Source organism: Azospirillum ramasamyi (assembly GCF_003233655.1).
GTDB lineage: Bacteria > Pseudomonadota > Alphaproteobacteria > Azospirillales > Azospirillaceae > Azospirillum > Azospirillum ramasamyi.
This window is the reverse complement of record NZ_CP029831.1, coordinates 214,600-237,413: the sequence shown is the minus strand read 5'-3', so window position 1 is coordinate 237,413 and position 22,814 is coordinate 214,600. Positions and strand designations below refer to the sequence as shown.

Sequence of the window (22,814 nt, the reverse complement as noted above, 5' to 3'; positions counted from 1 at the left end):
TGTGGGCGCTTTCCGGCCCAGGTCTTAACCCGGCGGAGAGGCGTTCCCACCCCATCCAGGCATGGGGTGCCGCGGATTCCCCATCCGCGCGGCACGGCCGTGGGCGAAAAACAGAAAAACGCGAGGTTGAGGATATCTAGATTATGGGCGGCGGCACACGAAATCGAAGACTTTCAAAATAAAACAGTGGTGTATTTTTCAGCCATGTCGTCGGACTGAGAAAAGGAAAGTTCTGGCGCCACCCGGTGATGCCGCAGTGGCCAATTTATTATCTCGTTTGAAAATAATCAAGCATCTCGACTGCATTTGCCGCGGGCATTGCACGCCGCGTCGCGGTGGCATGCGCCCTTTTTGTTCTGCCGGATTGTCGAACCGGCGGAAACGCATCGTTTCGCCCCAACCGATGGATGGCCACGCATGAGTATGCAGCCCGCGATCACATCCCTTCCAACCGGTGTCCATCGAGCCGGGCGGATCCAGCGCGTCGTCGTTCTGGCGATGCTGTTCGTCGTGCTGACCACCGGCCTTCTCGGTCTGGCGCTTCACCGCGGCGGCCATGCCAGCAACCTGACCGACATCCAGAACCTGTTCGTGCTGGAGAATCCGGATCTGATTCCGGTCGATTCCTGGGATCCGATGATCGCCGCGCTGAACTGGCTGCACGAGCATCCCGGCGATAACGTCTATGAAGGGGTGTTCTTCCAGCAGCGCATCAAGTTCCAGTATCCCGTGACCTCGCTTCCGCCGCTGGAAGCGATGCAGGCGTTCGGGGTGCTGGACCTTTTCACGTTCCAACGCATCAACCTGCTGTTCGTCCTGGCGACGGCGGCCGGCATGGCGATCCTGATGCTGGAACTGGCGGCGTGGCTGCGCCTGCCCGGCGTGCGCGAGGATCGGATCACGCAGGTATTGCTGGGCGGGTTCGGCTTTGCCGCGACCCTGTGCTTCTATCCGGTGCTGAAGGCTTTTTCGCTCGGGCAGGTGCAGGTCTGGCTGAATGCCGCCTTCGTCTTCGCCTGCATTGCCTTACTGCGCGACCGCCGGGTGTTGTGCGGCGCGCTGCTCGGCGCATCGACGCTGATGAAGCCGCAGATGTCGCTGTTCCTGGCCTGGGCGGTCCTGCGGGGGGACTGGCGCATGGCGGCCGGCTGGGCGGCCGTGGTGGTTCCCGGCGTGGCGGTGGCGACCCTGCTCTACGGCTTCGCGCCGATGATCGATTACCTCGACGTGCTGCTGTTCATCGGCCGCCATGGCGAGAGCTATCACGTCAACCAGACCGTCAACGGACTGGTCAACCGCCTGCTGTACAACGGCAACAATCTGGACTGGTCGGCGGATGCCTTCGCCCCCTATCACCCCGCGGTGCATATCGCGACACAGCTTTCCGGCATCGCCTTCTTCGTGTTCGGCCTGCTGTGGCGTCGCCGCGAACGCGGCCCGGACCGGGTCGTCGCCTTCGCGGTCGCCGGCATCTGCTTCACCGCCGGGTCGCCCGTCGCCTGGGTGCATCATTACGGCATTCTGCTGCCGGCCTTCGCGCTGGCCTTCCTCGTCCTGCTGGAGCCCGGCGTGAAGCGTCCCGCGGGAGCCTTCGCGTTGCTGGCGACCGCCTTTTTCCTGGCCGGCAACCTGCTGTTCTGGCCGGTCAATGCGCTGGCGGCGACGCCGTTGAACATCCTGCAGTCCTACCTGTTCTTCGCCACGCTGATGCTGCTGGGCATGGTGTTCGTGCTGGCCGGCCGGCATGACCGAACCGCAACGCTCGGACCGGGCCGGGGGGAGGCCGAAGCAGGCACTGCCGCTTCCCCTGCCGCTTCCCCTGCCGCTTTCCCTGCCGCTGCCGCTGCTCCCGCTGCCGTTCCCCACGTCGCCTCGTTTTCTGCGGCTGACGCGGCCGAGATGCCGGCATCGCCGGCCGCCGCGGAGCCCCCGCTGTTCGTCGACCTCGACGGCACGCTGCTGCGGACCGACCTGCTCTACGAATCCCTGTTCGGGTTGATCAAGGCGCGGCCCTGGACCGCACTGCTGGTGCCGGTCTGGCTGGCCGGGGGCAAGGCGCGGCTGAAGGCGGAACTGGCCCGGCGGGTGGACATCGATCCGGCCGGTCTGGTCTACAACCAGGCCGTTCTGGAGCGGCTGCGGGCCGAGCGCGAAGGCGGCCGCCGGCTGGTGCTGGCCACGGCCGCACACCACCGCTATGCCGATGCCATCGCCCGCCATCTGGGCCTGTTCGATCAGGTCCTCGCCAGCAGCGACGAAATCAACCTGAAGAGCGAGCGCAAACTGGAGGCGATCCGGGCGCAGGCTCCGTCCGGCGTCTTCGACTACATCGGCAATGACGAGGCCGACTATGCCGTCTGGAGTGCCGCCCGCCGCGGCATCGCGGTGGATGCGTCCGCCGCCGTGCTGCGCCATGCCGCGACCCTGTGCCCGATGGAGACCATCGCAACACCGTGCCGGCCGCGCCTGCTGTCGATCCTGAAGGCGCTGCGTCTGCACCAGTGGCTGAAGAACCTTCTGGTCTTCGTGCCGCTGCTGGCCGGCCAGAAGCTGGGGGAGGTCGGTCCGACCCTGCAGGCTGTCGCGGCCTTCTTCGCCTTCGGGCTGTGCGCGTCGAGCATCTATGTGCTGAACGACCTGCTCGACCTGCCGGCCGACCGGCGCCACCCGCGCAAGCGCCGCCGCCCATTCGCCGCGGGTGATCTGCCGCTCGATCTCGGACTGTCGCTGATCCCCGGCCTGCTGCTGGCGAGCGTCGTCCTGTCGATGCTGACCCTGCCGCCCCTGTTCCTGGCGGCGCTGGCGACCTACGCCGCCTCGTCGCTGTTCTACAACCTGTTCGCCAAGAACCGCGTGATCTGGGACGTGATGCTGCTGGCCGGGCTCTATTCGCTGCGCGTGCTGGGCGGCGCCACGGCGACGGCCATCGTCCCGTCCTTCTGGCTGCTGGCCTTCTCCATGTTCCTCTTTCTCAGCCTCGCGATGGTGAAGCGCTATTCGGAGATGGACAGCATGCAGAAGCTTGGGCTGGAGCAGGCGGAAGGGCGCGGCTACCTGACCGCCGACATGCCGGTCCTGCAATCCATCGGCGTGTCCGCCGGCTTTCTCTCGGTGCTGGTGATGGCGCTCTACATCAACAGCCCGGAGGTCGGGCGCATCTATGACCATCCGCAGGTGCTGTGGATCATCTGCCCGCTCCTGCTTTTCTGGATCGGGCGGGTGTGGCTGCAGACCCACCGCGGGGTTATGCACGACGATCCGGTGGTGTTCGCCGCCCGCGACAAGTGGAGCCTCGTCATCGGTCTGGTCTGCGCCGTCGTGCTCGTCTTCGGCCGGACCTGAACAGCCGGCCCCCTGTCTTCCGCCACCCTGCCGGAGTTCCCATGCCCATCGCCGTCGTCGGATTGATCCTGCTGAGCGTCACGCTGTCCGCCATTGCCCAGATTTCCCTGAAGATCGGCATGTCCAGCCCGGCGGTATCGACCGCCCTGGCGCAGGGGGAGGCGGGCCGCATCGCCCTGTCGGTCGTCGCCACGCCGCATATCCTGACCGGCCTCGCCTGCTATGGGTTGGGCATGGTGGTGTGGCTGGCCGTTCTGGCGAAGGTCGACGTCACCATGGCCTATCCCTTCGTCGGGCTGGGATTTCTGGTCACGCTGGCGCTCGGCGTCCTGCTGCTGGGCGAAACCATGAGCGCGACGCGCCTGATCGGCACGCTGCTGGTCGTGCTCGGCGTGGTGCTGACGGCGCAGAGCTGAGGGAGGTGGCGGGAGACCGCCGGTTCCATCCGCACCCGTGGAACTGCATGCTTCTGTCTGGAAGCGTTTTGTATCGTTTCGTCTTTCAGATCGGAAACAAGCCGCGACAATTGTGGCATTGACCCGAAAGTTGCGATGGATATAACTGTCCGCATAGTCGCGAGCGAAAATACTGCCGTATGCAATTTCAGCGTGGGCGACCCGGTTGCCGGCTGCCAGGCCATCGATCGGGGAGAGGCTGGGCCTTCCCGGCCGCGCTGCCAGATGGGCTTTTCGGCCTTCTGGCAGCGCGGCCGGCCGCCACCCTCGTTTCGGCTCGCCCCGATGCCGCAGGCATGAGCCGCAGGTAACTTGAAACTCGACCCAAACCGTTGACAACACACCCGGGCCTGGGTGCAATAGCGCCCGCGAGCCGGGTGTGCCGTCGGGATGTGGCGGCGCCCTCAACACAGACGAAAAGGTCGGGGCAAACCATGAAAAAATTCGCTCTCAGCCTCATCGGCGCGGTCGCGGCGATTGCAATCGCCGGCCCGGCGATGGCCCAGGCCAAGAAGCCGGTCAACATCTACATCTGGAACGACTATCTGGGTGAGACGACCCTCGCCGACTTCACCAAGGCCACGGGCGCTGAGACGAAGGTCGACCTGTACGACAGCCTGGAACTGCTGGAGCAGAAGGTGCTGGTCGGCAAGTCCGGCTACGACGTGATCGTGCCGACCACGGAGCCGACCCTGTCGCGCCTGATCCAGGCGAAGGTCGTGGGGCCGCTCGACAAGTCGAAGATCCCCAACTACAAGAACATCGACCCGAAGGTCTTGAAGCTGCTGGAGAATTCCGATCCGGGCAACAAGTTCTCCGTGCCCTATCTCGGCGGGACCGTCGGCATCGCCATCATCCCGGAAAAGATCAAGGCCGTCGCTCCCGACGTTCCGCTCGACAGCTGGGATCTGATCTTCAACCCGGAAGTGGCGAAGAAGGTTTCGGCCTGCGGCATCACCGTCATGGATTCGGCCATCGACGTCATCCCGTCGGTGCTGAACTATCTCGGCCTGGATCCGAACTCCGAGAAGAAGGAGGATCTGGACAAGGTCGAAAAGACGCTGATGGCGGTCCGCCCCTACATCAAGCGCTTCGTCACGGGTGAGAACATCAACATCCTCGCCGGCGGCGATGCCTGCGTCGTGATGGCCTACAACGGCGACGCCATCCAGGGTGCCGCCCGCGCCGCCGAGGCCAACAGCGCCAAGGTGGAATACATCACGCCGAAGGAAGGCGTGCAGGTCTGGTGGGACACGCTGGCCATCCCGGCCGATGCGCCGAACAAGGACGGCGCGCACGAGTTCATCAACTTCGTGCTCGACCCGGCCAACATGGCGAACATCTCCAACCAGGTCAGCTATGCCAACGCGGTCCCGGCGTCGCTGGCGACGGTCGCGGACGACATCAAGTCGAACCCCGGCATCTTCCTGCCTGCCAACAGCGACGTGAAGCTTTTCTCGCTGAAGCAGATCAAGCAGGCCACCGACCGCGCGCGCACCCGCGTGTGGACCAAGGTCAAGACCGGCAAGTAAGCCGGACACCCTGAGGCGCCGTTCCGTGGCGCCGGCCCGCCCCGGCCGATCCCCAGCGATGGGGAACGGCCGGGGCGTTGTCATGAAAGAGGATATCGGATGGCCGGTCAGCCGATTCGCAAGCCCACCCGCCTGGAACCGTGGCAGGACGCGGGCCAGACGCCCTATGTCCGCATCGAAAAGGTGACGAAGACGTTCGGCGACTTCGTTGCGGTGGACGAGGTCAGTCTGTCGATCTACCGCAACGAGTTCTTCGCCCTGCTGGGCGGCTCGGGCTCCGGCAAGACGACGCTGCTGCGCATGCTGGCGGGGTTCGAACAGCCGACCGAGGGCAAGATCTTCATCGACGGCGTCGATATGGCCGGCATCCCGCCCTATGAGCGGCCGGTCAACATGATGTTCCAGTCCTATGCCCTGTTCCCGCACATGACGGTGGAGCAGAACGTCGCCTTCGGCCTGAAGCAGGACGGGGTGGCGAAGGCGGAGATCCGCGACCGCGTGGCGGAGATGCTGGGGATGGTCCAGCTGTCGGCCTTCGGCAAGCGCCGCCCGCATCAGCTGTCCGGCGGCCAGCGCCAGCGCGTGGCGCTCGCCCGTTCGCTGGTCAAGCGGCCGAAGCTGCTGCTGCTGGACGAGCCGCTGGGTGCGCTGGACAAGAAGCTGCGCGAACGCACGCAGTTCGAGCTGGTCAACATCCAGGAAAAGCTGGGCGTAACCTTCATCGTCGTGACCCACGACCAGGAAGAGGCGATGACCATGTCCTCGCGCATCGCCGTGATGAACCATGGCATCATCGCGCAGGTGGGCACGCCGACCGAGATCTATGAATATCCGCACAGCCGCTTCGTCGCGGAGTTCATCGGCTCCATCAACATGTTCGACGGCCGCGTCGTGGAGACCGACGGCGATCAGGTGATCGTCGCGTCGGAAGAGGCCGGCTGCGAGCTGCTGATCGCCCACGCCACTCCGGCGCCTGCCGGGTCGCCGGTTTCCGTCGCCATCCGGCCGGAGAAGATCGCCCTGTCGAAGGATCCGGTCGCAGTCGGCGACGGCCGCAACCGGACCACCGGCATCGTGCGGGAGATCGCCTATCTCGGCGACGTGTCGATCTATCTGGTGCAGCTGCCGACCGGCAAGACGGTGCGCGTCACCGCCCCCAACGTCACCCGCCGCACCGAAATGCCGATCACCTGGGAGGACGAGGTGACCCTGAGCTGGCACCCCTTCGCCGGCGTGGTGCTGACCCAATGAGGAGCGTCCTTTCCATCCTCAGCCGGATCGGGCTGTGGGGCCGCGGCGTGGTCGTCGCCGTCCCCTACCTGTGGCTTCTGCTGTTCTTCCTGGTGCCGTTCCTGATCGTCTTCGGCATCAGTTTCTCCGAATCGATCATCGCCCAGCCACCCTATTCGTCGCTGGTGGAATGGCTGATCGATGAGGATGCCGAGACAGCGAAGCTGCAGATCCTGCTGAACATCAGCAACTACTTCCGGCTGGGCGAGGACAATCTCTACATCCTCGCCTACCTGAACTCGCTGCGGATCGCGGCGGTCACCACGCTGCTGTGCCTGGCCATCGGCTATCCCATGGCCTACGCCATCGCCAAGGCCGAGCCGTCGCGGCGCGGGCCGCTGATGATGCTGGTGATCCTGCCCTTCTGGACCAGCTTCCTGATCCGCATCTATGCCTGGATCGGCATCCTCAAGGGCAACGGCGTCATCAGCAACCTGCTGGAATGGACGGGCATCACCAGCGGTCCGGTGGAGATCCTCTATTCCGACTGGGCGGTCTATATCGGCATGACCTACTGCTATCTGCCCTTCATGGTGCTGCCGCTCTATTCGACGCTGGAGAAGATGGATCCCAGCCTGCTGGAGGCGGCGGCCGATCTCGGCTCGCGGCCCTTCAAGTCCTTCCTGTCGGTCACGCTGCCGCTGTCGCTGCCGGGCATCATCGCCGGTTCACTGCTGGTCTTCATTCCGGCGGTGGGCGAGTTCGTGACGCCGGAGTTGCTGGGCGGTCCCGACACGCTGATGATCGGCCGCGTGCTGTGGAACGAGTTCTTCGCCAACCGCGACTGGCCGGTGGCTTCGGCCGTCGCCATCGCGTTGCTGCTGGTCCTGGTGGTGCCGATCATGATCTTCCAGCATGTGCAGGGCAAACAGGCGGAGGCCGGCCGATGAAAAGGTTGGGCTTCCTCTCCTGGGCGCTGTGGTTCGGCTATGCCTTCCTCTATGTGCCCATCGCGCTGCTGATCGTCTACAGCTTCAACGAGTCGCGCCTTGTGACGGTGTGGAGCGGCTTCTCGACCAAATGGTATGCGGAGCTGATCAACAACGACACGCTGCTGGACGCGGCCCTGCTGTCCTTCCGGGTGGCGGCGGTGTCGGCGACGCTGGCGGTGCTGCTCGGCACCTGCGCCGGTCTGGCGCTGGTCCGATTCGGGCGGTTCCGCGGCCGGACACTCTTCGGCGGCATGATCACGGCGCCGCTGGTCATGCCGGAAGTCATCACCGGCCTGTCGCTTCTGCTGCTGTTCGTAGCGATGGAGCAATGGCTGGGCTGGCCCGGCGGACGCGGCGTCACCACCATCACCATCGCCCACACCACCTTCACCATGTCCTATGTCGCGGTGGTCATCCAGTCGCGGCTGGCCGGCATGGACGGCAGCCTGGAAGAGGCGGCGATGGATCTGGGCGCCCGCCCGGCCAAGGTGTTCTTCGTCATCACCCTGCCGCTGATCGCCCCGGCGCTGGTCGCCGGATGGCTGCTCGCCTTCACCCTGTCGCTGGACGACGTGGTGGTGGCGAGCTTCGTGTCCGGTCCCGGATCGACGACGCTGCCGATGGTGATCTTCTCCAGCGTGAAGTTCGGCATCAGCCCGCAGATCAACGCCTTGGCGACCCTGATGGTTCTGGTGGTGGCGACCGGTATCTTCATCGCCAGCATCGTCCTGGCCCGCCAGGAACGCCAGCGCAAGCGTGACGAGCAAATGGCGATCCAGAATGGTTGATTCGCAATTTTGAGAATCGATGCGGACCGGCCCGAAGCATATGCCGGCCGGTCCGCAGTCGCTTTCGCCAGCCTACCCATCCGCGCTCGGCAGACCCGTGCCGCTACGGATGGCAATCGTCCGTTTCTTTTGCTATGTTGAAACCATCGTCAACAGCGAAAGAGGCTGTGCCATGCGTGCACTCCTGTGGTTCCCCTTGTTGAGGCTCGGATTTTTTAATCCCGTTTCTACCGCTTATTCAACGACTCGTACGGTTACCGCCCGCCGCGCCCTGCGCCCGCCGTCCGGCTATTGACCGGACTTCATGCCGGCTCCCTCTCCCGGCATGCCGACGCGAAAGCTTGATCGCGTCCTTTGAAAAGTTTCTCTTCCATCAGGCCAAATGCCCGCTTCGCGGACGCGATTGCCAAACGCGCGTTCCCGTGGTTAGGGTGGGTTGGGATGAAAAATGTCCCGACCATTCGGTGTGTCGGCCAGCGTTGGTGCCGCCGCCGTAATGGGCCGGGGGATGTGCGCCCAATGGATGTGCGCGAGAGAACAAAAGGGTAGAGGGATCGACGCATGACGACACCGAACGCCCCGACGCCGACGGGTCAAGGCTTTCACATGCCCGGCGAATGGGCTCGCCACAGCGGTTGCTGGATGGCGTGGCCGTGCCGGCCGGAAACCTGGCCGGAGGGCGCTTTCGATGCGGCATGCGACGCCTACGCCGAGGTCGCGCAGGCCATTGCCCGGTTCGAGCCGGTGACGATGGTGTGCGACCCGGCGGATGTGGCCGAGGCCTCGCTCGCCTGCGGTCCCGGCATTCAGATCCTGCCGCTGCCGATCAGCGATTCCTGGATTCGCGACACCGGTCCCAGCTTCGTCATCGACGGCAAGGGGGGGCTGGCCGGCGTTCACTGGGGCTTCAACGCCTGGGGCGGCAATTACGACGGCTGCGGCAAGGACCGGCAGGTCGGCCGCCTGATCCTCGACCACCTCAAGCTCCCCTGTTTTTCCGCCCCGCTGGTGATGGAGGGCGGCTCGTTCCATGTGGACGGGGAGGGGACGCTGCTCACCACCGAACAATGCCTTCTGAACCCCAACCGCAATCCCGGCCTGTCGAAGGAGGAGATCGAGCGGAACCTGAAGGACCATCTCGGCATCGAGGCGGTGATCTGGCTGGGCGAGGGCTATCAGGACGATGAAACCGACGGCCACATCGACGAGATCGCGCTGTTCGTGCGGCCCGGCGTGGTGATGGCGATCACCACCGACGATCCCCACGACGCCAATTTCAAGGCCTTCCAGGACAATCTCGACCGGCTGAAGCGCGCCCGCGACGCCAGGGGCCGCGCGCTGGAGGTCATCCCGATCCAGCAGCCCGCCCGCCGCGACGAGAACGGCGTGCGTCTGACGCTGTCCTACACCAACCTCTACATCGCCAACGGCGGCATCGTCATGCCGGCCTTCGAGGATCCGGCCGACGACGAGGCCTACCGCGTCGTCCGCAAGGCCTTCCCCGACCGCGAGGTGGTGCAGATCGCGGCCATGGACATCGTCCGCGGCGGCGGCGGCATCCACTGCATCACCCAGCAGCAGCCGCTTCCCTGACGGCGGCGTTCCGACGGCGCCTCCCTCTCCGTCACCGGTATTCGGTGCGAGAGGGAACGCGTCCGCAAGGCCGGTGTTCTTCTCGGGCATTCTCCTTTCCGGAAAGCCCGAGACCATGGCCGAGGACACCGCCCGCCGGCTGAAGGCACGCCCTATCGCGGTGACAAAGGCCGCTCCGCCCGCCTCGACCCAGACGATCCTGCTGATCATCACGCTGATCGTGGTTACGCTTTATCTGGCGGCGGACATCCTGATGCCGATCGCGCTGGCGGTTCTGCTCGGCTTCGTGCTGACGCCGATCGTAAGCCGGCTGGAGCGCTGGCGCCTGGGCCGGGTGCCGTCGGTGCTGGCGGTGGTGGTCCTGGTGTTCATGGCCATCATCGGCTTCGGTGCGGTGGTGGGCAGCCAGCTTGGTGATCTGGCGGAGAATCTGCCGACCTACCAACGCAATATCCACACCAAGATCGAGGCCCTGCGCACCGCGACCTCCACGGCCGAGGACCACGGCCCGCTGAAGCAGGCGACCGAAGCCTTCCGCGACCTGCAGCAGGAGTTGGAGAAGGCGACCGGCGGCGGCCAGCCGGCGCCGCCCGCGGCCAGTGCGGCTCCGACCGCGCAGCCCTCCGGCACGACCGCCGGTCAGCAGCGCCGGGAACCGGTTCCGGTCCGCCTCGACCAGCCCGACGCGGGTGTCTTCGACCTCGTCCAACGGGTCCTAGGCCCGGCGATGACGCCGATCGCCACGGCCGGCATGGTGCTGGTCTTCACCATCTTCATGCTGTTGCAGCGCGAGGATCTGCGCGACCGCATGATCCGGCTTGTCGGGTCCGGCGACCTCAGCCGGACGACGGAGGCGATGAACGATGCGGGCGAGCGGGTCAGCCGCTACCTGTTGATGCAGGTGGTGGTCAATGTCACCTACGGCATTCCGATCGGCGTCGGCCTGTGGCTGCTCGGCGTGCCGAATCCGCTGCTGTGGGGGTTGTTGGCCACGGTTTTGCGCTTCATCCCCTTCCTGGGGCCGGTGATCGCCTCGGCCTTTCCCATTCTGCTGTCCTTCGCGGTCGACACCGGTTGGACCCTGCCGCTGCTGTGCATCGCATTGTTCGTGGCGGTGGAGCTGTTTTCCAACAATGTGGTGGAGCCCTGGCTCTACGGGACGGCGACCGGCCTGTCCTCCCTCGCCATCATCGTCGCGGCGGTGGTGTGGACGACCTTGTGGGGGCCGATCGGCCTGCTGCTGGCCACCCCCCTGACCGTCTGCCTCGTGGTGCTGGGCCGCCATGTGCCGCAGCTGCATTTCCTGGAGGTGATGCTGGGCGACCGCCCCGTCCTGCCCGACGAGGCGAAGGTCTATCAGCGCCTGCTGGCCCGCGATCCCGTCGAGGCGACCGAGATCGCGGAGGAAAGGCTCGGCAAGGGCACCCCGGTGCAGATGGCGGACGACTTGCTGCTGCCCGCCCTGTCGCTGGCCGAGCAGGAGCGCCAGCGCGGCACCCTGAATCCGGAGGGCCGTCAGGCGGTGGCGGACGGGATGGCGAGCCTGCTCGACGAACTGTCGGAATCCGGCACCCTGCCGGAGGATGCGCCGCGCGTGCTCTGCATCGGCGCCCGCAACACCCTGGACGAGGCGGCGGCCGGGCTGCTCGCCTATCTGCTGACCGGCCGCGGCGTCCGCAGCGACGTGATCCCGGCCGAGAAGGTGTCCGCCCGCGCCGTCGCCAGCCTGGGCACGGCGGGCATCGACGCGGTGGTTCTGTCCTCCCTCAACCCCTCGTCGCTCGGCAGTTCGCGCCGGCTGCTGCACCGGCTGCGCCTGCATTTCGGTCCCAACGTGCCGATCCTGCTTTGCCTATGGAGCGCACACCCCGAAGCCGAAGTCCCCAAGCGCGCCGGCGCGGAGACCGATGCCAACATGGTCGCCACCGGGATGGCCGGCGCCCTGGCGAAGCTGGAGGAGTTGCAGATCGGCGTTACGGCACCGGCCGCCGCCGAGCCGCAGGTCGATGCGGATTGAGAAAGGACGGCATCGCGATGGCTTACGCCGCCGCAGCCCACCTGTTCCGTCCCGCGCGCTTGGCGATATAGAGCGCATCGTCCGCGGCCTGGATGCAGTCGTCTGCGGTCCGCCCGGGGCGGTAGGCGGCGACCCCCAGGCTCAGCGTGATGGCGATGCTGCGCCCCTGGTGGGTGATGGAATGGTGGGCGATCAGCCCGCGCAGCTTTTCCGCCACCGCTTCCGCCTGGAGCTGATCCGTTTCCGGCAGAAGGATCAGGAACTCCTCGCCGCCCCAGCGGGCGCACAGATCCTGCCCACGCAGATTGCGGCGGAACAGGCCGGCGGCTTCCACCAGAACGTGATCGCCGGCGGCATGGCCGAAGGCGTCGTTGACCTCCTTGAAATGGTCGATGTCCAGCATGATTAGGGCGAAGCTGCCGCTACCGCCACCGTTCCGGCCGAGGCGGCACAGCTCGGCTTCCAGGCGGTCGACCATTTGGCGGCGGTTGGGCAGTTCGGTCAGCGGATCGGTCTGCGAGGCCGCATGCAGCGCCTGGGCCATCTGCCGCGTGTCGGTTTGCATGCGGTCGCTGATCTTGGCGATCTTCGTCAACTGGCGCATCAGCTTCAGGTGTTCGTCGGCCAGGGCGCGGAATTCGGTCATCAGCGGGTGGGCTGCGTAGTCCTCGTTTTCGGCGAGGCGGGCGATCCAGTCCCGGAGTTTCTGTTCCTGCAGCATCATTCCCACCGTTCCCCGCCGCAGCGCCCATCTTCTGGGCAGGCCCGTTGCCCTTGCGTCACCGGATACCGCCCCGCGGCTCATGAGGCCGGTTCCGTCAGGGACGGCACCAGCACCGGCGTTTCCGTCGCAGCCACGGCTGACGCCGGCTGAGCGGGAGCGGCGCGGGCGAGCGGCAGGCGGACCGTGAAGGCGGCGCCTTGGCCCGGCTGGCTCGCCACCGCGATCCCGCCGCCATGGGTGTCGACGATACAGCGGGCGAGGTGGAGACCCAGACCGGCTCCGGTGGTGCCCGCGGCGTTGGACGCCCGGAAATACTTGTCGAACAGCCGCGTGGAGTCGGCCGCATTGACACCGATCCCCTCGTCCGCGACCCGCACCGTCACCTGCCCCTCGCCAGTGGAGAGGTCGAGGCGGATCGTCCCGCCGTTCGGCGAGTATTTCACAGCGTTTTCCAGCAGGTTGGAAAACACAACGGCCAAAAGGTCGCGGTCGCCGGGAATTGGCACCGGGCGATCGACACCGTGCAATTCGAACCTGTGGCGGGCCGGCGACGCCCCCATGTCCCCGACCAGCCCCGTCAGCATGGCGGCGAGGTCGAAGGACATCGGCCGGGCGGCGGCGGTTCCCAGACGTTCATCGGTCAGGCAGCGTTCGATCAGGTGAAGCATCCGCTGCACCGCGTTGCGGATCTTTCCCACCCGCGGCATGGCCGAGACCGGCAGCTTCGGCTCCATTTCCAGCAACTGCGAGGCGCTGTCGATGATCGCCAGGGGCGTGCGGAACTCGTGGCTGACCATCAGAACGAACTGGCGCTGCTGGCGCGCCATGTCCTTGGTCTCCGTCTGCAGGCGGTCGCTGATCTTGGCGATCTTGCGGAACTGTTGCAGCAGCTTGCCGTGCCGTTCCGCCAGCTTCTGGAATTCCGGCAGCAGAGGATTGTCGGCATTGGCCGGATCCTGGGCCAGCCGCTCGATCCACTGACGAAGCTCCTGTTCCTGCGACCGCATCGTCATCTCTGGTGCTCAGTTCATCTCGTCTGAATGACGGGTCATCAATGGGCGCAGATCTCGAAGGGCAGGGAGACGTCTTCCGCGAACTCCTCCGCCATGTCGAGAGCGCGGTCGTTGTCGCTGTCGTAATGCCAGCGCACCGACACGGCCTGACCCTTCTGATGGGCGACGTCCAGCATCTCCAGCACGTCGATCATGCATTTGATGCTGCTGGTGTTCAGATAGCTGAGCCCGATGTCGAGCACCACCGCCGGGGCAGGTTCCTTCAAGTACTCCTCCAGCCAGCTGAACACCGGCGCATAGAAATCGAAGGAGTTCTCCGGGTAGGACTCCCCCTCGATGCGCAGGAGGCCCGCCGCCGGATCGAAATCGATCAGGGGCGAGCAGGAGGTTGCCTCGATCCGCAAACTGTCCATTATGCGTGTTCCGTGATTTCTTATAGCTGGACTTCAAGGCTGAAGAAGAAATAGCGCTCGTCCACCGCGCGCAGAGAATACTCAAGCGGCCGGGTGGCCTTGCGCGCCATGTCGATCAGGCCAAGGCCGGCGCCGCTGGCGCCCGCTTCGCGCGGCTTGCGCGACTGTTCCTTGTAGGCGGCCTTGAGCCCCGCCTTGTCCAGGCCGCGCAGTTTCTCCAGCGTCGCCGACAGGCCGGGAACGTCCTCCGCCTCGACCAGATTGCCGGAACTGACGACGTAATGCTCGCCCTCCTTGCCGATCACGACAATGCCGGTGTTGGCGGGGACCGGTCGGCCCAGCGCATCACGGGACGCGGCATAGTTGCGGACATTCTGCGCCTGCTCCACATAGACGGAGAAGACGTCCATGATCGCCGATTTCTCGATCTGCTCGTTTTCCAGGTGGTTGCGGACCGCCTTGCCCAGCTCTTCGATGACGCTGTGGCTGAAGGGGCCGCTGAAGCAGATCAGCAGCTTCTGGCGCGACAGCAGTTCCTGAAGGTTGAAGAGTTCGTTGCCTTTCATCGTAGCCTGACGACCTGCCTTACGGGTGGATGAAGTGGGAGGAGGGGCCGGCGGCCTCGGAAACCGCTGCGGCCGGTGCCGGAGACAGCGAGAAGCCGATCAGCGTGATGTCGTCGCGCTGGGCGCGGTCGCCCTGGTGGTCGGCCAGAGCCTGCGCGAAGGCGGCCTTGCGGTCTGCCATGGGAATGCCGTCGTGCTCCAGCAGCATGGCGTTGAAGCGCCGGTTGCCGAAGCCGAAACCGCGGGCGCCGCCGGCCTGGTCGAGGAATCCGTCGGTGGTCAGGTAGAAGCTGCGCCCCGGTGCCAGTTCCACCCGGTGGGTGGTGAAGCGGTGGCCGATGTCCGACCGGCGGTAGCCCAGGCTTTGGGCGTCGCCCTTCACCTCGTTGACCGATGCGGCGCCGTCCTGGGCGTCGACGATGTGCAGCCCGATCCGGCCGCCGGCGAACAGCAGGTCGCCCCGGTCCGGCCGTACCAGGCACAGCCCGATGTCCAGACCGTTGTCGAAGCGCGGGTTGTCCCGCCCGCGGGCCAGCGCAGCGCGCACCATGCGGTTCAGCCGCCCCAGGATCGCCGCGGGGTCGCTGTCGGGCATGTCGGACAGCACATGGTCGAGGATGGCCGAAACCGTCATCGTCATGAAGGCGCCGGGCACGCCGTGGCCGGAGCAGTCGGCGACACCGATCAGGAAGCGGCCGTCCTCCAGTTCGCGGAAGATGTGGAAATCGCCGCCCACCACGTCGCGCGGCCGCCACAGCACGCAGACACCGTCCAGCCGCCGCGCCATCTCGCGCTCGTCCGGCAGGATGGCGGACTGCAGCAGGCTGGCGTACTGGATGCTGTCCATGACCTGACGGTTGACCACGGCCAGCTGTTCGTTGGACTGGCGCAGCTCCTCCGTCCGTTCGGCGACGCGCTGTTCCAGCCGCTCGGTGTAGTCGTGGACGGTCTCCGCCATGTGGTTGAAGGCGACGGTCAGCTGTCCGATCTCGTCGGCGCGGCGGTTGCGCAGCCGCACCCGGTAGTCGCCGGCCGCGATGGCGCCGGCCGAACGGGTCAGCCGGGCGAGCGGCGCCAGGACCAGCCGGTTCAGCAGGATGCTGATCATGCCGATGACGGCCAGCAGCGAGAAGAAGACCAGTCCGGCCATCGGGGCCAGCGCCGTCATGGTGGCGCTTTCCGCCTCTTCCAGCGAGTAGGTCAGGCGCAGCAGGCCGACCATGTTGCGTTCGCCGTCGCTGCCGGAAATCGCGATCTGCCGTTCGACGGTGGTCAACTCCGCCCGGCCGGCGGGACGGTCCAGAGCCACCAGCGGCTCGCCATGGCTGCCGCGGCCGCCGGATGCCGCCCAGACCTTGACGCTTCGCACCGCGGGATCCTCGGCCATCAGGCCGCGGATCATTCCCTCCACCGCGCGGGTATCGAACTCCCACACCGCCTGCCCCATGGCCGAGGCCTGGAGCGTGCCGACCAGCATGGCGCGGTGGGTCACCGCCTCACGCTGCTGGCGGCCGACCAGAAGGGACGAAACGCCCATGGCGACCAGCCCGACCAGCAGGGTGCAGCCGACGATCATCAGGATGACGCGGGTCAGCAGCGACGATCCGCCCGCGGTGACCGCATCCTCGTCCGTGCCGCCGGGACCGGTGCCGCGAAGCGTGTAGGATTCGGTGTCGTCCCATCCCGTGACGCTCATCCACATCCTCCTGACCCGGCCGACCGGGGCGTGTTCGTTCATGACGGATTTCAAGTCAGACCCGATCCGGTCGATCGGGGCTGCGGTAGTCCCACGCCCATCAGTAAATCAACCCCCGCTTGCGCTGCGCCGACAGTCATCGATAAAGGCCGGCGGGCATGATGCATGCGGCGAATGAGCTATTCATAACACGATCGTTTTAACCAGTCGTGAAATAACATTCGGCAACGGCTTTCTACATTGTCGAAAAGCCCAAGAGAATGCGAACGTCCGGTAACTAGGGGCGACCAATCTTGTCCAATTGCGACGAACTGTAACGGACATGGGCCGAATTGTGGCCTGGGTGGGGAGAAGCCATTGCAGGGAATGGGTTTTCGGTGGACGGCCGCACAGTCGCCCATGCTACCTTCCCGCCCGCCGCATCCCGGTAGGGCGGTCGCGGCGTGTACCGCAAACGTGGAGGGCGAGGAATGGCGTTCGGTGTTCGTGCATTCGGTGCCGCAGGGATCCTTTCCGCCACGCTCGCCGCAGCCCTTCATATGGCGGCGTCACCCGCCGCGGCCCGTCCGGTGACGGTGCTGGCGCCGGAACTGCCGCCGATGATGACCGCCGACGGCACCGGGCGGGAGGCCTCCATCATCGCGGAGACGCTGGCGGCCTGCGGGCATGAGGCGCGCTTCAAGGTTGTGCCCTTCGGCCGTCACTGGAACGAATTCCGCGATGGCGCCCAGGCCGACGCCGTCACCACCGTGCCGGCGGGCATGGAGATGCAGGGCGCGCGCTCCGCCCCCTACATCCTGTATCAGAACGGCGCGTCGGTGCTGAAGAGCAGCGGCTTGGCGGTAACGTCGCTGGCCGATCTGGCGGGCAAGCGGGTGGTCACATTCTCCGGCGCGCCCGATGTGCTGCCCGGATTGCGGGAGGCGATCCCGAGCTTCGGCGATTTCCGTGAACGCGCCGACCAGTTGGTGCATTCCAACCTGCTGTTCGCCGGCCGGGTCGACGCGGTCCTGGCCGACGGGCTGATCTTCGCCGAATACAACCGCCAGCTCCAGGACAAGGTGAAGGCTGGCGGCGGCCTGCCCTTCGACCCGGCCCAGCCGGTGCAGTTCACCGCCATCTTCCCGCCGACGCCCTACAGCATGGTGTTCCGCGACGAATCGTTGCGCGGCGATTTCGACCGCTGCTTTGCCGAGTTGAAGGAGAAGGGCCGGATCGATGCCATCGACAAGGCCGCGGTGGCGCGCTACTCCGCGACCGTGGGCGACCAGTACCTGTCCTTTAGGTAAAGTTGCGGAACCGATCTTGCGCGGCCCCGGTTTGGTCCGACCGTGCTGATTGGGTTTGCGTAACCCGATTGGGTGTTTAAGATAACCTCATACGAATGTGAATGGGGGCATAGGCGTCGTGGCCCGGATCATTGTGGTCGAAGACGAAGCCGACCTTCGTGACGATCTCGTCGAATACCTCGATCGTTGTGGATTCGAGGTGCGGGGCGCGTCGCGGGGCGCGGAACTGGACCGGCTGCTGGAAAGCGGCCCGGCCGACGTCATCGTGCTCGACGTAAACCTGCCCGACGAGGATGGCTTCTCGGTCGCGCGGCGCATCCGCGCCTCGTCCCATGCCGCCATCATCATGCTGACGGCGCGGTCCAGCCTGATCGACCGGGTCATCGGGCTGGAGCTGGGCGCCGACGTCTATCTGGTCAAGCCCGTCGATTTCCGCGAAGTCGAGGCGCAGGTCAAGGCGCTGATGCGCCGGATGCAGAGGGGCGCCACCCCGCCGGCGGCGCCGGAGCCGCCGGCCGCCGCACCGGCGGCCATGGGCGACGCGCGCAAGGCCTGGGTGTTCGACGACATCGAATGGCGCATCCAGCCGCCGACCGGTGCCGCCGTGCCGCTGACCGCGACCGAGTACAAGTTCCTCTCCCTGCTGGTCACCGTTCCGGGCGAGCCGGTGACACGGCAGGACATCTCCGTCGCACTGACCGGCCGCGACTGGGATCCCTACAGCCGCTCCATCGATTCGCTGGTCCGCCGCCTGCGCATCAAGGTGGAGGAGCGCAGCGGCTGCGCCCTACCGGTTCAGGCGGTGCACGGCGTCGGCTATGCCTTCGTCGGTCCGGTGGTCAGCAGCGTGGTCGAGGACAGCACGCCCTAGATTCCGGTCTCGGCACTCGACTCCCGGGCCTCCTTCGGCGATGGTAGCGCCCGCAAGGAAGGGACGAGAGACCATCATGACCGACGCCACCGCTGCCTCCAAGAACGACGCCTCCGAAACCGCCTCCAACGGCGACGGCAGCGGCCTGTATCTGGTCGACGGCTCCGGCTTCATCTTCCGCGCCTTCCATGCGCTGCCGATGCTGACGCGGCCGGACGGCACGCCGGTCAACGCGGTGCTGGGATTTTCCAACATGCTGCTGAAGCTGCTGGCCGACGCCAGGGCGGAAGCCGTGGCGGTCGTCTTCGACAGCAAGCGCCTGAATTTCCGCAACGAGTTCTATCCCGACTACAAGGCCCACCGCCCGGAACCGCCGGAGGAGCTGAAGCCCCAGTTCGCCCTGATCCGCGAGGCGACGGAGGCCTTCTGCCTGCCCTGCCTGGAGCTTGAGGGCTATGAGGCCGACGACCTGATCGCCACCTATGCCCGTCTGGCGCAGGAGGCCGGGCGTAAGGTGACCATCGTGTCGTCCGACAAGGATCTGATGCAGCTGGTCCGCCCCGGAGTCGGCATGTTCGACCCGATGAAGAACAAGTCCATCGGCCCCGACGAGGTGTTCGAGAAGTTCGGCGTGCCGCCGGAAAAGGTGGTGGACGTCCAGGCGCTGGCCGGCGACAGTGTCGACAACGTCCCCGGCGTGCCCGGCATCGGCGTGAAGACCGCCGCGCAGCTGATCACCGAATATGGCGACCTGGAAGCCCTGCTGGCCAATGCCGGGAAGATCAAGCAGCCGGCCCGCCGCCAGAAGCTGATCGAGTTCGCCGAGCAGGCGCGTATCTCCCGCCGTCTGGTCCTTCTGGACGAGAACGTGCCGCCGCCCAAGCCCCTGGACGAGCTGCGCGTGCGCGAACCCGATCATCAGCGGCTGATCGACTTCCTGAAGGCGCAGGGCTTCCGCACAATCGTCTCCCGCGTCGAGATGGAGATGCAGAAGGATGGCCGCATCGCCGACGGCGCCGGGGAGTCCGCCCCCTCCGTCTCGTCCGCCCCGGCGGCGAAGGCCCTCGCCGCCGTGCCGTCCGACGAAGCGGCGGAGCGTCCGGCCCGCAAGACGGTGCTGCATGTGCCGGAGGTGCGCTACGAGCTGGTGCAGGACGCCGACACGCTGCGCCGCTGGGTCGAGCGGGCGCGGGAAACCGGCGTGCTGGCGGTGGATACCGAGACCGATAGCCTTACCCCGGCCACCGCCACGCTGGTCGGCGTGTCGCTGTCGACCGAGCCCGGCATCGCCTGCTACATCCCCCTGGCCCATGTCGCGTCCGGCGCCGCCGCCGGCCAGCTGGACTTCGACGCCCCGCCGCCCCCGGTGCAGATCCCGACGGCCGAGGCGATGGCGATCCTGAAGGACGTGCTTGAAGACCCGTCGGTCATGAAGATCGGCCACAACTTCAAGTTCGACCACCAGCTGTTCGCCCGCAACGGCATCAAGGTGTCGCCGGTGGACGACAGCATGCTGATCTCCTACGTGCTGGACGGCGGCGCCCACGGCCACGGCATGGACGAGTTGGCGGAGCTGCACCTCGCCTACACGCCGATCCCCTTCAAGGAGGTCTGCGGCACCGGCAAGAACCAGATCACCTTCGACCGCGTGCCGCTGGACAAGGCGCTGGCCTATGCCGCCGAGGACGCCGAAATCACGCTGCGCCTGTGGACGCTGCTGAAGCCGCGGCTGGTCGACGACCGCATGGTCACCGTCTACGAGACGCTGGACCGCCCGCTGGTCCCGGTGGTGGCGGACATGGAGCGGGCCGGCGTGCGCATCGACAAGAAGGCGCTGTCCGACCTGTCGCAGAGCCTGTCCGTCCGCCTCGCCGAGATCGAGAAGGACGTCCACGCCCTTGCCGGCCAGAGCTTCAACATCGGCTCGCCCAAGCAGCTGGGCGAGATCCTGTTCGACAATCTCAAGCTCGGCACGGGCAAGAAGGGCAAGACCGGCGCCTATTCCACCGACAGCAGCGTGCTGGAGGAGCTGTCGGAGCAGGGCCACACCATCGCCCAGCGCGTTCTGGACTGGCGCCAGCTCGCCAAGCTGAAGAGCACCTACACCGACGCGCTGCAGGAGAAGATCTCCCCCGTCACCGGCCGGGTCCACACCGCCTTCGCGCTGGCGGCGACCAACACCGGCCGCCTGTCCTCCACCGATCCCAACCTGCAGAACATCCCGGTGCGGACGGAGGAGGGCAAGAAGATCCGCCGCGCCTTCGTGGCGTCACCCGGCCACAAGCTGCTGAGCGTCGATTATTCGCAGATCGAGCTGCGACTGGTGGCGGAGATGGCGAACATCCAGGCGCTGAAGGACGCCTTCCGCGACGGTCTGGACATTCACGCCGCCACCGCCGCCCAGGTCTTCGGCATCCCGCTGGAGCAGATGACGCCGGACATCCGCCGCAAGGCCAAGGCGATCAACTTCGGCATCATCTACGGCATCTCCGGCTTCGGTCTGGGCCGCCAGCTGGGCATTACGCCCGGCGAGGCCAACGCCTTCATCAAGACCTATCTGGAGCGCTTCCACGAGTTGAAGGTGTGGATGGAGTCGATCAAGGCCTTCGCCCGCCAGCACGGTTATGTGGTGACCCTGTTCGGCCGCCGCTGCTACATGCCCGGCATCCAGGACAAGAACGCCGCCCGCCGCGCCTTCGCCGAGCGCCAGGCCATCAACGCCCCCATCCAGGGCACCGCCGCCGACATCATGAAGCGCGCCATGAACCGCATGCCCGCAGCCTTGGCGGCAGCGGGGAGCAGCGCGCGGATGCTGCTGCAGGTGCACGACGAACTGCTGTTCGAGGTCCCGGAAGCGGAGGCCGAGGACGCGGCGCGCATCGTGCGCGGGGTGATGGAGGGCGCCGCGCATCTCGGCGTGCCGCTGGTGGCGGAGGCGGGGATCGGGGACAATTGGGAGGAGGCGCATTGAGGGGAAATGGCGGCACTCGCCTTGCCCGTCCCATCGTCCGCAAGCTCCGTCAGTCCTGCGAGGATGCCGGTTCCAATCTGAAGACCATCTGGCTGAGCGACAGCTTCACCTAAGCCGCTCGTCTGGCCTCTTGCCGTTTCCTGATTGCCCTGCGTAGCTTCGAATGCAGCCACCACTTTGGGCCTAAACCCGCCGGATTGCGAAGGGGCAGGGCTATGCAGAGGTGTGGAGAATGCCAGCCTGACCGGGTACCAGCCCGGATTGGGCGCTTGATCGGGCAACTCCTGACCCTAGCGCTTCTGTTGGGCCTCGCCTCCACCCCCGCTCACGCGGCCGACCACCTCCAACGCCTCCTCGACCGCTTCATCGCCGAGGAGGAACTCGACGGCGGCGTCCTGCTGGTGTCCGGCCCCGACCTCCGGCGAGTCGTCGTCTCCGGCATCGCCGACCGGCGGGGGGAGCGGCCGGTGACGGAGGAGACGCGCTTCTATGTCGCTTCCGTCGGCAAGATGGCGACCGCCGCCGTCGTGATGCAGCAGGTGGAGGAGGGGCTGCTCTCGCTCGACCGGCCCGTGCGGGAACTGGCGCCGGATCTGCCGCTGGGCAAGGTCGCCAATGCCAACCGGGCGCGGCTGGTCCATCTGCTCGACCACAGCTCGGGCATTCCCGATTACATCACCGATGCCTATGAAGAGGACGAGGCGGCCAAGCCGGAACGGCTGCCGCGCAGCGGCGCTCTGCTCGCCTATGCGGCGGGGGAGGAGGCGACCGGGCCGGTCGGCGGGCATTACGGGTATTCCAACAGCAACTATGTCCTGCTCGGCCACATCGCGGCATTGCGCGATGGCGTTCCCTTCGCGCAGGTGCTGCGCAGCCGGGTGCTGGAGCGGGCCGGGATGAACTCGACCACCGTGGGTGCCGATCCGCGCGACCGCAGCCTTGCCCATGGCTATACCGAGGAGGGCGACGTCAGCCGCCGGTCCTGGGCGGCGACCACCGGCGACGGGCCGCTGGTCACCACCGCCGGCGATCTGGAACGCTTCGTCTTCGCCCTGTTCCGCGACAACCGCTTGCTGAAACCCGAGACGGTCCGGCGGATGATGACCCCGTCGGAGAACGAGGAGGGGCAGGGGCTGGGCGTCGCGCTGTCGAAGGACCGCTGGGGGCGTAGCGTCGGCCATGACGGCCGCTATGACGGGTTCGAGGCCGATGTCCGCTATTACCCCGGCCGCCGCACCGCGCTGATCTTCCTGACGAACGGAAACCAGCAGAGCGACGAGGCCCTGCTGGATGCCGTTGCGGAGGAAGTCTTCAGACGGTAA

General features: G+C 66.4%; 17 protein-coding genes. 12 read left to right on the top strand and 5 right to left on the bottom strand.

The features are described 5' to 3' along the window. Window positions 1-417 precede the first annotated feature (417 nt). The 8 genes from DM194_RS17630 (at window position 418) to DM194_RS17590 (ending at window position 11,949) form a co-directional block, all read left to right on the top strand. Complete coding sequence (locus DM194_RS17630; protein ID WP_111068884.1) at window positions 418-3,342, top strand: UbiA family prenyltransferase; 2,925 nt, start codon at window positions 418-420, stop codon at window positions 3,340-3,342. A gap of 41 nt (window positions 3,343-3,383) precedes the next feature. Continuing rightward, on the top strand, window positions 3,384-3,758 hold the full coding sequence (locus tag DM194_RS17625; protein WP_111068883.1) for an EamA family transporter: 375 nt from the start codon (window positions 3,384-3,386) through the stop codon (window positions 3,756-3,758). 473 nt (window positions 3,759-4,231) lie between these two features. Then, a complete protein-coding gene (locus DM194_RS17620; RefSeq protein ID WP_111068882.1) occupies window positions 4,232-5,329 on the top strand; it encodes an extracellular solute-binding protein in 1,098 nt (365 codons plus the stop codon). Between the two features lie 99 nt (window positions 5,330-5,428). Next, entirely contained in the window at window positions 5,429-6,580 is a 1,152-nt protein-coding gene (locus DM194_RS17615) for an ABC transporter ATP-binding protein (protein ID WP_111068881.1), read from the top strand. Continuing rightward, a complete protein-coding gene (locus tag DM194_RS17610) occupies window positions 6,577-7,509 on the top strand; it encodes an ABC transporter permease subunit (RefSeq protein ID WP_111068880.1) in 933 nt (310 codons plus the stop codon). Before DM194_RS17615 ends, DM194_RS17610 begins: the two co-directional genes overlap by 4 nt. Next, window positions 7,506-8,339 (top strand): ABC transporter permease subunit, encoded by an 834-nt coding sequence (locus DM194_RS17605; RefSeq protein ID WP_111068879.1) that lies wholly within the window; start codon window positions 7,506-7,508, stop codon window positions 8,337-8,339. Before DM194_RS17610 ends, DM194_RS17605 begins: the two co-directional genes overlap by 4 nt. A 561-nt stretch (window positions 8,340-8,900) precedes the next feature. Next, window positions 8,901-9,932: an agmatine deiminase family protein gene (locus DM194_RS17595; protein ID WP_111068878.1), complete on the top strand. Its 1,032-nt coding sequence runs from the start codon at window positions 8,901-8,903 to the stop codon at window positions 9,930-9,932. A 115-nt stretch (window positions 9,933-10,047) separates the two neighbouring features. Beyond that, on the top strand, window positions 10,048-11,949 hold the full coding sequence (locus DM194_RS17590; protein ID WP_111068877.1) for an AI-2E family transporter: 1,902 nt from the start codon (window positions 10,048-10,050) through the stop codon (window positions 11,947-11,949). A 22-nt stretch (window positions 11,950-11,971) separates the two neighbouring features. Here the strand turns inward: DM194_RS17590 and DM194_RS17585 are convergent, their stop codons facing one another. From DM194_RS17585 to DM194_RS17565, 5 genes are all read right to left on the bottom strand, one after another. Further along, window positions 11,972-12,673 carry a diguanylate cyclase domain-containing protein gene (locus DM194_RS17585; protein WP_246024438.1) on the bottom strand — a complete coding sequence of 234 codons (702 nt, stop codon included), beginning with the start codon at window positions 12,671-12,673 and terminating at the stop codon, window positions 11,972-11,974. A gap of 77 nt (window positions 12,674-12,750) precedes the next feature. Continuing rightward, window positions 12,751-13,686 carry a sensor histidine kinase gene (locus DM194_RS17580; protein WP_111068875.1) on the bottom strand — a complete coding sequence of 312 codons (936 nt, stop codon included), beginning with the start codon at window positions 13,684-13,686 and terminating at the stop codon, window positions 12,751-12,753. Between the two features lie 38 nt (window positions 13,687-13,724). Continuing rightward, window positions 13,725-14,099, bottom strand: a complete 375-nt coding sequence (gene siaC / locus DM194_RS17575) for a biofilm regulation phosphoprotein SiaC (RefSeq protein WP_111068874.1) — start codon at window positions 14,097-14,099, stop codon at window positions 13,725-13,727. 20 nt (window positions 14,100-14,119) lie between these two features. Further along, the gene (locus DM194_RS17570) at window positions 14,120-14,665 is read right to left on the bottom strand and encodes a SiaB family protein kinase (protein ID WP_111068873.1); all 546 of its coding nucleotides are present in this window, start codon (window positions 14,663-14,665) and stop codon (window positions 14,120-14,122) included. A 19-nt stretch (window positions 14,666-14,684) separates the two neighbouring features. Further along, window positions 14,685-16,361: a SpoIIE family protein phosphatase gene (locus tag DM194_RS17565; RefSeq protein ID WP_111068872.1), complete on the bottom strand. Its 1,677-nt coding sequence runs from the start codon at window positions 16,359-16,361 to the stop codon at window positions 14,685-14,687. Window positions 16,362-16,900: 539 nt separating this feature from the next. Here DM194_RS17565 and DM194_RS17560 point away from each other — a divergent pair. The 4 genes from DM194_RS17560 to DM194_RS17545 all read left to right on the top strand — a co-directional run bounded on the left by DM194_RS17560 (window position 16,901) and on the right by DM194_RS17545 (window position 22,814). Next, window positions 16,901-17,650 (top strand): substrate-binding periplasmic protein, encoded by a 750-nt coding sequence (locus DM194_RS17560; RefSeq protein WP_111068871.1) that lies wholly within the window; start codon window positions 16,901-16,903, stop codon window positions 17,648-17,650. Between the two features lie 118 nt (window positions 17,651-17,768). Next, window positions 17,769-18,521: a response regulator transcription factor gene (locus DM194_RS17555; RefSeq protein WP_176581457.1), complete on the top strand. Its 753-nt coding sequence runs from the start codon at window positions 17,769-17,771 to the stop codon at window positions 18,519-18,521. Between the two features lie 76 nt (window positions 18,522-18,597). Beyond that, window positions 18,598-21,492, top strand: a complete 2,895-nt coding sequence (gene polA, locus DM194_RS17550; RefSeq protein ID WP_111068870.1) for a DNA polymerase I — start codon at window positions 18,598-18,600, stop codon at window positions 21,490-21,492. A 269-nt stretch (window positions 21,493-21,761) separates the two neighbouring features. Further along, the gene (locus DM194_RS17545; RefSeq protein WP_111068869.1) at window positions 21,762-22,814 is read left to right on the top strand and encodes a serine hydrolase domain-containing protein; all 1,053 of its coding nucleotides are present in this window, start codon (window positions 21,762-21,764) and stop codon (window positions 22,812-22,814) included.

What these genes read in the sequence shown, in the direction of transcription:
- DM194_RS17585 (WP_246024438.1), bottom strand. Translation starts at nt 12,673, where the DNA reads ATGATGCTGCAGGAACAGAAACTCCGGGACTGGATCGCCCGCCTCGCC.
- DM194_RS17560 (WP_111068871.1), top strand. Translation starts at nt 16,901, where the DNA reads ATGGCGGCGTCACCCGCCGCGGCCCGTCCGGTGACGGTGCTGGCGCCG.
- DM194_RS17625 (WP_111068883.1), top strand. Translation starts at nt 3,384, where the DNA reads ATGCCCATCGCCGTCGTCGGATTGATCCTGCTGAGCGTCACGCTGTCC.
- DM194_RS17620 (WP_111068882.1), top strand. Translation starts at nt 4,232, where the DNA reads ATGAAAAAATTCGCTCTCAGCCTCATCGGCGCGGTCGCGGCGATTGCA.
- DM194_RS17570 (WP_111068873.1), bottom strand. Translation starts at nt 14,665, where the DNA reads ATGAAAGGCAACGAACTCTTCAACCTTCAGGAACTGCTGTCGCGCCAG.
- DM194_RS17580 (WP_111068875.1), bottom strand. Translation starts at nt 13,686, where the DNA reads ATGACGATGCGGTCGCAGGAACAGGAGCTTCGTCAGTGGATCGAGCGG.
- siaC (WP_111068874.1), bottom strand. Translation starts at nt 14,099, where the DNA reads ATGGACAGTTTGCGGATCGAGGCAACCTCCTGCTCGCCCCTGATCGAT.
- polA (WP_111068870.1), top strand. Translation starts at nt 18,598, where the DNA reads ATGACCGACGCCACCGCTGCCTCCAAGAACGACGCCTCCGAAACCGCC.
- DM194_RS17590 (WP_111068877.1), top strand. Translation starts at nt 10,048, where the DNA reads ATGGCCGAGGACACCGCCCGCCGGCTGAAGGCACGCCCTATCGCGGTG.
- DM194_RS17630 (WP_111068884.1), top strand. Translation starts at nt 418, where the DNA reads ATGAGTATGCAGCCCGCGATCACATCCCTTCCAACCGGTGTCCATCGA.
- DM194_RS17595 (WP_111068878.1), top strand. Translation starts at nt 8,901, where the DNA reads ATGACGACACCGAACGCCCCGACGCCGACGGGTCAAGGCTTTCACATG.
- DM194_RS17615 (WP_111068881.1), top strand. Translation starts at nt 5,429, where the DNA reads ATGGCCGGTCAGCCGATTCGCAAGCCCACCCGCCTGGAACCGTGGCAG.
- DM194_RS17565 (WP_111068872.1), bottom strand. Translation starts at nt 16,361, where the DNA reads ATGAGCGTCACGGGATGGGACGACACCGAATCCTACACGCTTCGCGGC.
- DM194_RS17610 (WP_111068880.1), top strand. Translation starts at nt 6,577, where the DNA reads ATGAGGAGCGTCCTTTCCATCCTCAGCCGGATCGGGCTGTGGGGCCGC.
- DM194_RS17605 (WP_111068879.1), top strand. Translation starts at nt 7,506, where the DNA reads ATGAAAAGGTTGGGCTTCCTCTCCTGGGCGCTGTGGTTCGGCTATGCC.